Source organism: Bacillus niameyensis (assembly GCF_001375535.1).
In the GTDB taxonomy this organism is placed as follows: Bacteria; Bacillota; Bacilli; order Bacillales; family Bacillaceae_C; genus Lederbergia; species Lederbergia niameyensis.
The window spans coordinates 4,140,856-4,152,575 of sequence record NZ_LN831197.1; the positions used below are offsets into that span (position 1 = coordinate 4,140,856).

Below are 11,720 nucleotides of genomic sequence, written 5' to 3' on the forward strand. Positions count from 1 at the left end.
AGGGAAAGTTATGAATAAACAAATCGAACTAAAATTGGATCAGATCCCAAGAGAATTAAAATTGATGCTTGAATGGATTCAATTAGAGAATCATCCGTCTCAAGAAAGCTACGACACAATAGACTGGGAATTATTTTTACAATTAAGTATCCACCATAGGCTTTATCCATTGTTATATACGAAAATGAAAGATTGCGAACGGATACCTGAACAAGTTCGTCTCACACTGGAAGACTTATATAAACATAATACATTTCAAATGCTTCACCTTTCTGCGGAAATGGAGAAACTAAGTAAACTATTATTAAAAAGTAATATTCCATCGCTATTTTTGAAAGGGCCTGTTTTATCTGCAGATTTATACGGGGATATTTCAAAACGAACATCAGGTGATTTAGATATTCTGATTCCGATTAACGATTTACAAAGAGCAGAACACCTACTTGTCGAATTAGGATATAAAAAGGATGAGTACATCCAAAGTTTATTAAACGATTGGAAGTGGAGGCATCATCATTTTACTTATTATCATCCAATTAGGCGAATTAAAGTAGAAATACATTGGCGCTTGAACCCGGCTCCAAGTAAAGAGCCAAGTTTCCAGGAGCTATGGAGCAGAAGGAGAAAAAGTTCGATTACGAATTTTCCAGTTTATATGCTTGGTTTGGAGGATCTTTTCTTTTTCTTAGTTACTCACGGTTCACGACATGGCTGGTCGCGCCTCCGTTGGTTAATGGATATTCACCAACTCATTCACAAAGAGTTGGATTGGAGTAGGGTGTTTAAAAGGTTAAAAAAATACCAAGCAAGGCATATTGGAGGACAATCGCTTATTTTGGCTAATCAATTATTGCGAAGTACTCTGACGAAGGAAATGCAGCCTTTAATAATAGGAAATCGCTCCAGTAAAATCGCTCAAGAAACGATCTTTTACTTAGAACAAATGGTTAATTTGCACAATGATCCGGTACCTAAAGAAGTTGCGAAATATCATGCAATGCATTTATTCTCTTTAATGTCCTTTCAACAAAAAATACTCTATTTATTAAGTACACTTCATCCTTATTATACGGATGTTGAGACATTGCCATTACCGAATAAGCTTCATTTTCTTTACTTTCCTCTTCGTCCATTGTTATGGTTTTGGAGGAAAACTAAGAAACAGGAAATTTCTTAAATATTAGCTAAAAATGTGTTGACTTGTTCTTTATAAAGAACTACAATAGAGTTTGTAGAAAGCCCACATTTGTGATTTCTTTATTTTTTTCTTGCGTTGTTCTTTATTGGGAACGGCATAAGAAATAAGCCGATAAGGTGGTTTATATGAATCGTATCCATTCGTATTACAGTGAAGACAGACGAATAGCAAAAGAAATTAATTTAAAAGAATTATACCGCGTGATTAAGAAGCGTTATTGGATCGTTCTCGTGATAACGGTACTTGCTACAATAGCGGGTTGGTATTATAGCAATCTCAATAAGGCAGAACCTCTATACGAATCTTCCACAAATATTATTATCGGGGCCGATTCGGAGTATCGAAAAACACTTCAAGTCATTATTAAAGATACGATTGTACTTGAGACAGTTATAAGTAATTTGGGATTGGATAAATCATCAAAGTCTTTAGCTAGTCAAATAAATGTAGAAAGTATTGATAGTTCACAGGTCGTAAAGATTAGTGTTACTGATACAAATCCAGAGCGAGCAGCGGAAATAGCTAATATGGCTGCAAAAGTATTTAAAGATGAAATTCCGAATATCCTTGGATTTGAGGAAGTCCAAATATTGTCCGAGGCGCGTGTTAACCCTACTCCAATCAATGACAGCAACCCAAATAAAATAATAATAGCCGCTTTTGTTTTCGGAATTATTGTTGGGATTGGTTTAATCTTTCTTATCGACTCCTTAGATGATTCAATTAAATCGGAGCGGGATATCGAAATGGTATTAGGGATTCAAGTATTGGGAAGTATTTCAAAAATCAACAATAAAAATGTACGGAAAAGGAAGGGACAGAAAACAGAATTAGCGTTCAGAGGTGAAACCATTGGCTTTAAATAAGCGAAAACGGATACCAAGTCGGAAACAAAGAAATTTAATTACACACTCTAATCCAGAATCAATTATTTCTGAACAATTCCGAACGATCCGAACGAATCTCCATTTTATATACGGAGATAAAAATAGCAGTACTCTTCTCATTACCTCTCCTGGCAAGTGGGAAGGGAAGTCAACAACAGCTGCAAATATGGCTGTATCGATGGCGCAACAAAAGGAAAAAATTTTGCTAGTTGATGCAAATTTAAGAAATCCGAGTATACACAATATCTTTAAAACGTCGAATATGATCGGGCTAACAGATGTGTTGGAGGGAAATGTAAGCTTTGAAGAGGCGATTTATCCGTCTAGAATTGGTAAATTAGACATTCTGACGAGCGGAGATACTCCTTATAATCCAGCGGAATTATTAGCATCAGATGCGATGGAGCAATTTTTTCAAAAGGTCGGCTCCCTTTATGATATTGTGCTAATTGATTCGGCATCGGTTTTAGAAGTAAGTGATACGAAAATTATCGCAAACTTATGTGATGGTGTCGTCTTAGTTGTCAGACAAGATAAAACAAATATCGAAAATGCCTTTGAATCAAAAAAAGTTCTTGAGTACGCAAAAGCGCAAATTGTTGGTGTCATTTTAAATGAAAAAAGTTAGTATTTCTTTTTTTTTGTAAATTTGTTCGTTATTAGGAACGAAATAACGGAAGGTGATGTCTCCTCGCCTTTATCAAAGGAGGCACTCGGTCATGCTGTGGGTTTTTAGAACCTTAGACGCTTGTCGTCGATAGTGTGATGTGAGGAGGGGTTGAATGCCCTAAATTTTAAAGGTTTTAATTATGGTGTTTTTGTGCATTGGGTTTACTGGCTATCACTGAGATCCTAGTTACTTTTTATCATGAGTGAATGTATTACTCAAGATGAAAAAACACTGTAATTAAGCTCTTTAAGATTAAATAAATCGTAAACGTTCATAAAGGAGGTTGCTCAGTGTCTTATCCACAAAGATTGTCCGTATTTATTTTAGTAGATTCATTTCTTATTCTCACGGCTATTATTTTCAGTCATTTTCTAGTCAATGTAACATTTGGCCTTTTTACTTTTCCCATTTTTATTAGCACGGTTTCAATTATTTTGAGTCATCATTTATTTTCTATTCTTTTTAAACTGTATAAAAAGTCTTGGGAATACGCCAGTATCGGAGAACTCCTAATAATTTTTAAGGTAGTGACGCTCTGTTTGGTCACAGGGATAGTCGTTCAGCAAATCGCTCTGAATGTCATTCACCTGAGATTTCTTGCTGTTACTTGGTTGCTTCATATGTTATTTATTGGCGGTACAAGATTTTGTTGGAGAATCTATAGAGATCATGTTTTAAACAGGGTTGAAGTGAAAAGGAGAACTTTGATCGTTGGCGCAGGATCAGCAGGTGCAATGGTTGTACGGCAACTACAGAAAAGTAAGGATACTGAACTATTGCCAGTTGCTTTTATTGATGATAATCCGAAGAAACACCAGCTTGATATTTTAGGAGTACCCGTTTTTGGGGGAATCCATCATCTTGAGCAAGCCGTTCAAGATTTGAATATTGAGCACATTATTATTGCTATCCCCTCATTAGAAAAGCGAAAGTTGAATACGATCTTTCAAGAATGCGCAAAAACAGAAGCGAAAACACAAATTTTGCCGCTATTAGAGGATCTTGTAAGTGGGAAAGTATCTGTTAATCAATTTCGCGATGTGCAGGTCGAGGATCTTTTAGGAAGAGAACCAGTCAAGCTTGATATTGAAAGTATTTCTGAATATGTAACAGACAAGGTCGTCTTAGTAACGGGGGCTGGCGGCTCTATAGGCTCTGAGATCTGTCGACAAATATCCAAATTTCATCCAGAAAAGCTCGTATTATTAGGGCATGGAGAAAACAGTATTTATTCGATTGAATATGAGTTAAAAGAAAAATATGGTCACTTGCCAATTGAATTTTTAACTGAAATTGCAGATATAAAAGACGCTAAAAAAATGATGTCGATCATGAGTACATATCAACCTCATGTCGTGTACCATGCTGCTGCTCATAAACATGTACCTTTAATGGAGAGAAATCCAGAGGCTGCCGTTCAAAACAATATTATTGGAACAAGAAATGTAGCGGAAGCCGCTAGCTGGCATGGAGTAGAAACATTCGTCATGATTTCAACAGACAAGGCTGTTAATCCAACGAGTGTAATGGGAGCAACGAAGCGCCTGGCGGAAATGATTATTCAGAATATGGATACAAAAAGTAAGACTAAATTTGTCGCAGTTCGGTTCGGAAATGTATTGGGCAGTCGTGGAAGTGTCATCCCTCGATTTAAACAGCAAATTGAAAAAGGGGGACCAGTTACAGTCACACATCCTGAAATGGTTCGTTATTTCATGACGATTCCTGAGGCATCACGACTTGTCATACAGGCCGGGGCTGTTGCAAAAGGCGGGGAAATTCTTGTATTAGATATGGGGGAACCCGTGAAAATTGTCGATCTTGCGCGCAACTTAATCAAACTTTCGGGTTATTCCCTGGAGGATATTCCCATTCATTTTACTGGAATGCGTCCAGGGGAGAAGTTGTTTGAAGAGTTGTTGAAGGAGGATGAAATACAAGAAAAGCAAGTGTATCCCAAAATTTATGTGGGAAAAACAGCCGAACTCTATATAGAAGAAATTGAAGAAATTATAAAAAATTATGCCGTTTTAGATAATAAAAGGTTAAGAGAATTACTTATTAACTTGGCGAATAATCAAGTAGCTATTTTCCCGATGTCCGTGATGAGTGTATAAGATTCAAAACATTGTTCAAATACGATATATGGGTGAGGAAAATGATGAAAAAACTTTGTGTTGTTACTACAACATCGATTACAATTAAAAGTTTTTTAATAAACCAGCTTTCATACTTAAGCCATCATGGATATGTCGTAACAGTAGTCTGCGATTATGATGCCGACCTAGCTAAAATCTTGCCAAAAAATATTAACTATAATCCCATCTCGATGAATCGTGGAGTGGAAGGTATTGGCATGATAAAAAGTATATGGAATTTATATCGCTTTTTTAAATCGAAAAAATTTGACATCGTTCAATATTCTACCCCTAATGCGGCCTTTTACTCTTCCGTTTCCGCATGGGGAGCAAAAATACCTATACGGCTTTATTGCCAATGGGGAATTCGCTATGTGGGCTACACCGGTTGGAAACGGAAGTTATTTAAAATAGTAGAAAAGTTAACTTGTAAACTTTCAACGAATATTCAACCAGACAGCTACGGAAATTTACAGTTTGGGAGAGAGGAAGGACTCTACTCTGCTTCGAAAGGTGAAGTTATTTGGAATGGAAGTGCTAATGGAGTTGATTTAAATACATTTGATGTGCAGAAAAAAGATCAGTGGAGGTTGCATATAAGGGAATTATATAAAATCGAAGAAAAAGACTTTGTTTTTGGATTCATAGGTAGATTAAATAAGGATAAAGGTGTAAATGAATTACTCCATTCTTTTAAAAACGTTTATCAAAAATACCCACATGCTAAGTTACTTATTGTTGGACCGGATGAGGGGATAGAAACTATTAATCCGCAAATATATCGATGGTCAACACAGTGTAAAGGAGTTATTTATTGCGGCTATAAAACTGATATTGAAAAATATTATGCAGCAATGGATGCTTTCGTATTACCAAGTTACCGTGAAGGTTTTGGGAGTGTTGTCATTGAAGCTGGAATTATGGGTGTTCCAGCTATTGTTACTAATATCCCAGGTCCTACAAATGCAATGAAACCAAATGTCACAGGTTTTGTTGTCCCAAAAGCTTCAGTAAATCCCCTTCAAACATCAATGGAAAAAATATTGTTAGATAGGGATTTATGTCGACAAATGGGCTTGAACGCTTACTTATTTACTCGAGATCACTTTGAACAAAAGACGCTCTGGAAACACATATTAGCTAATAGGAATGAGCTTACAAATAGGGAGATGAGTATCAAACATGTTCAAGGACAATCCTAAAGTTTCAATTATTATGGGCGTATATAATTGTGCGGATACTCTTTCCCAAAGTATAGAGTCAATTATAAAACAATCTTTTACTGACTGGGAATTTATTATTTGTGATGATGCCTCCACAGATGATACTTATAAAATTGCTAGTTTTTATGCTGAAGGGTATCCAGGGAAAATAAAATTACTCAGAAATGAATCAAACAAAAAGCTTGCTGCGACTTTAAATCGCTGTTTATCTGTTGCTTCAGGCCAATATATTGCTCGTCAAGATGGAGACGACATTTCATTGAGTAATAGACTTGAAAAGCAAGTGGCTTTCCTTGATTCTAACCCTGAATATATGTTAGTTGGTACAGGAATGATTCCATTTGATGAAAACGGTGATATGGAAGCTCGAATTGGAAAAACAGAGCCCGTAAAGCAAGACATCCCAGTGAATAATACGTTTATGCATGCAACCATTATGATGCGTAAAGAAGGATATGAGGAATTAAAAGGTTATCGAGTGATGAAACAAACGAGAAGAGCTGAAGATTATGATTTATGGATACGATTTTTTGCTGCCGGGTTTAGGGGGTATAACTTACAAGAAGCATTATACAAGGTGAAAGAGGATAAAGAAGCCTTAAAGCGGAGGAAATTAAGATATTATTTTGACACGTCTCAATTAATTTTTATAGGCTGTCGTACTTTGAAACTGCCAATAAAGTATTACCTTTTTATATTTAAACCGATTCTTATAGGAATGACTCCAAAACAATTTGTAAAAAAATACTATAAATATCGGGATAAAAAATTAATAAAGAATGTTCATATGAATTAAGAGGTGCAATCATAAAATTATCAAAGGTTGGTCTGTGATGACAGTTTTATGGATTAATTTTACAATGGTCTATTTTCTTTCCCTTTTTTCAAGATATTTCTCAACACCAACTTTTAAAACTGATTTATCAACTCCCCTGCGACCTAATAAAGTATTTGCTTTCGGAGCTTTGATGGTTTTAGTTTTAGTTTCTGGGCTACGTTCCAATATTGGAGATACTTACGTATATAAAAAAATTTATGAGACAAACGAATTTACGTGGGGCTACATTTCCTTACAAAAAGACATGGGTTTTGGCATTTTGCAAATGGCTCTAAAGATGTTTTCTGATGACCCTCAAATTATGATATTAGCAACAGCTGTCATCACAAACTTACTAATTATAATTGTCTTCTTTAAATACTCAAGAATGTTTGAAATCAGCACTTATGTATATGTAGCAGGTGGTCTGTTTTTAGTTTCTATGAATGGCATTAGACAATTATTAGCAGCATCAATTATTTTTATAGGTACCAAATATTTAATTGAAGGCAATTGGGTAAGGTACTTTATAATCGTCTTTATTGCGTCCACTTTTCATCAAAGTGCTCTTATTCTTGTACCTATTTATTTCATTGTAAGGTATAAAGCGTGGTCTAAGGCAACATATATTCTATTAATATTCTCTGTCGTTGTTGTAGTAGGTTATGAACAATTTTCTTCTCTTTTGTTTTCTGCAATCGAAGACACTCAGTATGGGCATTATTCTGGCTTCGATGAAGGCGGTGCAAATATGATCCGCGTATTTGTAGATGCGGTTCCACTCCTTATCGCCTTTTTAGGAAGGGAAAAACTAAGAGAGATCTTTCCAAGCAGTGATTACGTTGTGAATATGTCCTTAATCGGTCTGCTCTTTATGATAATTTCAACTCAAAACTGGATCTTTGCACGCTTTGCAATTTATTTTAATTTATATCAATTAATTCTAATTGCATGGATTATTAAACTTTTTCATGAAAAATATCAAAGGTTTGTTTATTTCGCATTAATTGTATGCTATTTTTTTTACTACTATTATGAAAACGTAATTAACCAAACAATTGTCTATCGAAGTGGCTTTTTCGATGGGCTTTTTTAATAAGGGGGTGAGTCGGATGGAGTACCCGCAAAGGATCCTTCATATTGTCAGTGCAATGGGAAGGGGCGGCGCAGAAACATTAATCATGAATATATATAGAAAAATTGATCACAGTAAAGTGCAATTTGATTTTATAACTCATGGTGAGATGCATGGAGATTATGAAAATGAAATTTTATTACTTGGCGGACGTATTTACAATATACCAAGTCTTGGTGTTTCTGGACCCATTCAATATTTACGTAATTTGATAAAAATTATGTCCCGGGAAAAGTTTATCGCTGTTCATGCCCATACGGATTTTCAAAGTGGCTTTCCAGCACTAGCAGCAAAAATTTGTAAAATTAAATATCGGATCTGCCATTCTCACAGTAGTAATTGGTTAAAAAGTAATTATTTTAAAGAAAAGGTTACTTTGAAAATATTACAATCAATGATTAAGTTATCAGCTACACATCTTTGTAGTTGCAGTGAAGAAGCAACAGAGTTTTTATTTGGAAGAAAAAGGAATGTAATTTTTCTTAAAAATGCTATCGATTTAGAGAAATATGAGGATTTAGATTGGAGGAAGAGCAGAATAAGTGCAATAAGGGAGCTCCAATTGGAGGAAGACACAAAAATTATTGGGCACGTAGGTCGGTTTTCCGAGTCCAAGAATCATATGTTTATGTTAAAGCTATTAAAATCTTTAATATCTGAAGATACACGCTATAAGCTTTTATTTATTGGGGACGGTCCTCTTAAAAAGGAGATTGAAAACGAAGCTACCAAACAAGGATTACAGGAAAACATTCGATTCCTAGGAGTTCGATCCGATATTCCAAGACTTATGAAGGCTTTTGATCTATTTCTCTTCCCATCCTTATTTGAAGGCTTTGGCATTGTGATGCTAGAAGCTCAAAGTGCAGGAACACCATGTATTGCAGCAACAACAGTGCCTGCTAGTACGGATATGGGTCTTGGTTTAGTTAAGTACGTTGACCTTGAAGACCCGATCGACAAGTGGTGTACGGAAATAAAAGCGGCCTTATCGTGGGAACGACCTGACCAACATACAATTTTTAATAAGATTACGAATCAAGGTTTTAATATTCAAGAGAATGTTAGTGATTGGCTAAAACTATATGGAATTTACGATCAGCAATCGAATAGCGAGGTTGTACATAATGAAGAAAAAAATCTTAATTTCTTCCTTTGATTTAGCTATCGGCGGAGTAGAGCGTAGTCTGATCGGCCTATTGCAGCAAATGGATTATCAAAAATATGAGGTCGATTTAATGCTCTTTAAACATGAAGGTGAATTTCTTCCCTATTTACCCGCTGGACCGAAGCTTCTAACAGAAATCTCCCAATATACAACCTTTAGAAAATCGATTAGGCAAGTTGTAGGAGAAGGACATTATCAAATTGGAATGTCACGTTTAATGGCCAAAATGGCTAGTATCATTCACGGAAAAGTAAAGCGGATTGATGAACCAGGATATTTGACGATTCAATACGGTTGGGAGTTAGCAAACCCTGTCCTTCCAAAACTGAATAAAGAATATGATGTGGCCATAGGTTTCCTATGGCCACATCATTTTATCGGGGAAAAAGTAAACGCCAAGAAAAAAATTGGCTGGATTCATACTGACTATTCCAATATCCAACTTAATCAAAAAGTGGAGTCGCGGATGTGGGAGAAGGTTGATGAGATTGTCGCGGTATCGGAAGAATGTTCTAAAACGTTCTTAACAATTTTTCCAGAGCTTACTAAAAAAATGCACGTGATTGAAAATATACTCTCACCACAAATGATTAAGGAATTAGCACAAGAGCCGGTTGATGAACTAAAGAATTCGCAAGGAAAAACAATACTTGTCACAGTTGGTCGGCTCTCACATGCAAAGGGAATCGATCAAGCCGTTCATGCTTGCAAGAGATTGATTGATGCTGGATATAATTTGGCTTGGTATGTGGTCGGCTATGGACCACTAGAGGAAGGGTTGAAAAAATTAATCATCGATCTAGAATTGCAGGATCACTTCTTTCTTCTAGGAAAAAAAGTAAATCCTTATCCCTATATAAAATCATGCGATATTTATGTGCAACCATCACGATATGAGGGAAAGGCCGTTACGATACGAGAAGCTCAAATTTTAGGAAAGCCTGTTGTGATGACTAATTTTCCGACCGCGAAAAGCCAAGCGAAGGACCAGTTCGATGCTGTTATAACTCCTCAGGATATTTCCGGGATTGTCGAAGGGATACAGGGCTTAATAGACAATGACTATTTAAGGAGAAAATTAATCTCGAATATGATTAAACAAGATTACGGAAACGAGACTGAAGTAGAAAAGTTGTATCAATTAATAGAAGCAACGTAAGGGAGGGAGATAAAGAATGGCAATCTTAATTACAGGTGGAGCCGGTTTTATTGGCAGCCATACATGTGTGGCGTTATTGGAAGCAGACTACGATATTGTTGTTGTGGATAATTTTAGCAATAGTGAACCGGAAGCTTTACGTCGAGTGATGGAGATTACTGGAAAATCATTTAAAGTGTACGCATTTGATTTATTGAATGAGAAAGATTTGGAAACTGTTTTTATCGAAAATCACATTGAAGCTGTTATTCACTTTGCCGGACTAAAAGCAGTAGGCGAATCTGTTGCAATCCCACTTTCTTATTATCAAAACAACATTACTAGCACGGTCATTTTATGTGAAGTAATGAAGAAATTTAACGTGAAAAACTTAGTCTTCAGCTCATCGGCAACTGTCTATGGAATCCCAGAGCAAAATCCAATTAGTGAGGATGCAAATCTATGGGCAATGAACCCCTATGGCCGTACAAAATTGATGATTGAAGAGATATTGCGAGACCTTTATCAATCTGATCAAAGTTGGAGTATTGCGCTTTTGCGTTATTTCAATCCGATTGGGGCTCATGAAAGTGGAATGATTGGCGAAAATCCGCAGGGAACGCCCAATAACATTATGCCGTATGTTACACAAGTGGCAATTGGGAAACTTCGGGAGTTAAAGGTTTTCGGTAATAATTATCCAACTATAGATGGAACAGGAGTAAGAGACTATATACATGTAGTCGATCTTGCTCATGGTCATTTAATGGCACTTGAAAAAATTTGCGGGCAAACGGGAATCGAAGCGTATAATCTTGGAACTGGCAAAGGATATAGCGTGTTAGAGTTGATATCAACATTCGAGAAAATATCAGGCGTGAAAATTCCCTATCGAATAGTAGAGAGAAGGCCGGGGGACAGTGCAGTGAGCTTTGCTGATCCTTCAAAAGCCGAGCGGGAACTAGGTTGGGCAGCCAAAAAGGGGCTCGCAGAAATGTGTGCAGATTCTTGGAGATGGCAATCAAAAAATCCGAAGGGATATGAGGAATTAAAAGGTATGAAGGCCTTATTGTAAATCCCCCTTTTTAAAAAGGGTTTCTTCGTGAAGGCGCGTTCGCGTTAAACAGATTTTCTTCATGATAGCATTAATTTCAATTGCAATATAAGGAAGTGGAAAACATATGCAACAAATAGCACCTTTATCAAGCCAGCAGTTCAAACAGCTGTTAGAAGATGTCTATCAACTAGTGGAAGGATCCAATTTTATTAGTGCAGAAGATACGATCAAACTAATTCAATTAAAATGGCTAGCATTCCAAATAGAGAAATAAATCGTTTATTTAGGG

Annotated in this window: 11 protein-coding genes; all 11 read left to right on the forward strand. The window is 36.2% G+C overall.

Annotated features, from left to right (window positions below):
- The first annotated feature begins 10 nt into the window (after window positions 1–10).
- The 11 genes from BN1243_RS19030 to BN1243_RS22220 all read left to right on the forward strand — a co-directional run bounded on the left by BN1243_RS19030 (window position 11) and on the right by BN1243_RS22220 (window position 11,705).
- Window positions 11–1,177: a nucleotidyltransferase domain-containing protein gene (locus BN1243_RS19030; RefSeq protein ID WP_062110790.1), complete on the forward strand. Its 1,167-nt coding sequence runs from the start codon at window positions 11–13 to the stop codon at window positions 1,175–1,177.
- 146 nt (window positions 1,178–1,323) lie between these two features.
- On the forward strand, window positions 1,324–2,064 hold the full coding sequence (locus BN1243_RS19035) for a YveK family protein (protein WP_062109511.1): 741 nt from the start codon (window positions 1,324–1,326) through the stop codon (window positions 2,062–2,064).
- On the forward strand, window positions 2,042–2,713 hold the full coding sequence (locus BN1243_RS19040; RefSeq protein WP_326569854.1) for a CpsD/CapB family tyrosine-protein kinase: 672 nt from the start codon (window positions 2,042–2,044) through the stop codon (window positions 2,711–2,713). The genes BN1243_RS19035 and BN1243_RS19040 overlap by 23 nt, the downstream gene beginning before the upstream one ends.
- A 332-nt stretch (window positions 2,714–3,045) precedes the next feature.
- The gene (locus BN1243_RS19045) at window positions 3,046–4,872 is read left to right on the forward strand and encodes a polysaccharide biosynthesis protein (protein WP_062109515.1); all 1,827 of its coding nucleotides are present in this window, start codon (window positions 3,046–3,048) and stop codon (window positions 4,870–4,872) included.
- 44 nt (window positions 4,873–4,916) lie between these two features.
- Window positions 4,917–6,095: a glycosyltransferase family 4 protein gene (locus tag BN1243_RS19050; protein WP_062109517.1), complete on the forward strand. Its 1,179-nt coding sequence runs from the start codon at window positions 4,917–4,919 to the stop codon at window positions 6,093–6,095.
- The gene (locus BN1243_RS19055) at window positions 6,076–6,912 is read left to right on the forward strand and encodes a glycosyltransferase EpsE (RefSeq protein WP_062109521.1); all 837 of its coding nucleotides are present in this window, start codon (window positions 6,076–6,078) and stop codon (window positions 6,910–6,912) included. Before BN1243_RS19050 ends, BN1243_RS19055 begins: the two co-directional genes overlap by 20 nt.
- Before the next feature lie 37 nt (window positions 6,913–6,949).
- The gene (locus BN1243_RS19060; RefSeq protein ID WP_062109522.1) at window positions 6,950–8,029 is read left to right on the forward strand and encodes an EpsG family protein; all 1,080 of its coding nucleotides are present in this window, start codon (window positions 6,950–6,952) and stop codon (window positions 8,027–8,029) included.
- 16 nt (window positions 8,030–8,045) lie between these two features.
- Entirely contained in the window at window positions 8,046–9,227 is a 1,182-nt protein-coding gene (locus tag BN1243_RS19065; RefSeq protein ID WP_230200259.1) for a glycosyltransferase family 1 protein, read from the forward strand.
- The gene (locus tag BN1243_RS19070) at window positions 9,193–10,395 is read left to right on the forward strand and encodes a glycosyltransferase (RefSeq protein ID WP_062110792.1); all 1,203 of its coding nucleotides are present in this window, start codon (window positions 9,193–9,195) and stop codon (window positions 10,393–10,395) included. The genes BN1243_RS19065 and BN1243_RS19070 overlap by 35 nt, the downstream gene beginning before the upstream one ends.
- A 16-nt stretch (window positions 10,396–10,411) precedes the next feature.
- A complete protein-coding gene (gene galE / locus BN1243_RS19075; protein ID WP_062109524.1) occupies window positions 10,412–11,449 on the forward strand; it encodes a UDP-glucose 4-epimerase GalE in 1,038 nt (345 codons plus the stop codon).
- A gap of 106 nt (window positions 11,450–11,555) precedes the next feature.
- Window positions 11,556–11,705, forward strand: coding sequence for a hypothetical protein (locus tag BN1243_RS22220; protein ID WP_154669901.1), 150 nt, complete (start codon window positions 11,556–11,558; stop codon window positions 11,703–11,705).
- The last annotated feature ends 15 nt before the right edge of the window (window positions 11,706–11,720 follow it).

Excerpts from the sequence above, each read along its gene's own strand:
- BN1243_RS19060 (WP_062109522.1), top strand. The coding sequence starts at position 6,950 with ATGACAGTTTTATGGATTAATTTTACAATGGTCTATTTTCTTTCCCTT.
- BN1243_RS19065 (WP_230200259.1), top strand. The coding sequence starts at position 8,046 with ATGGAGTACCCGCAAAGGATCCTTCATATTGTCAGTGCAATGGGAAGG.
- BN1243_RS19055 (WP_062109521.1), top strand. The coding sequence starts at position 6,076 with ATGTTCAAGGACAATCCTAAAGTTTCAATTATTATGGGCGTATATAAT.
- BN1243_RS22220 (WP_154669901.1), top strand. The coding sequence starts at position 11,556 with ATGCAACAAATAGCACCTTTATCAAGCCAGCAGTTCAAACAGCTGTTA.
- BN1243_RS19030 (WP_062110790.1), top strand. The coding sequence starts at position 11 with ATGAATAAACAAATCGAACTAAAATTGGATCAGATCCCAAGAGAATTA.
- galE (WP_062109524.1), top strand. The coding sequence starts at position 10,412 with ATGGCAATCTTAATTACAGGTGGAGCCGGTTTTATTGGCAGCCATACA.
- BN1243_RS19050 (WP_062109517.1), top strand. The coding sequence starts at position 4,917 with ATGAAAAAACTTTGTGTTGTTACTACAACATCGATTACAATTAAAAGT.
- BN1243_RS19035 (WP_062109511.1), top strand. The coding sequence starts at position 1,324 with ATGAATCGTATCCATTCGTATTACAGTGAAGACAGACGAATAGCAAAA.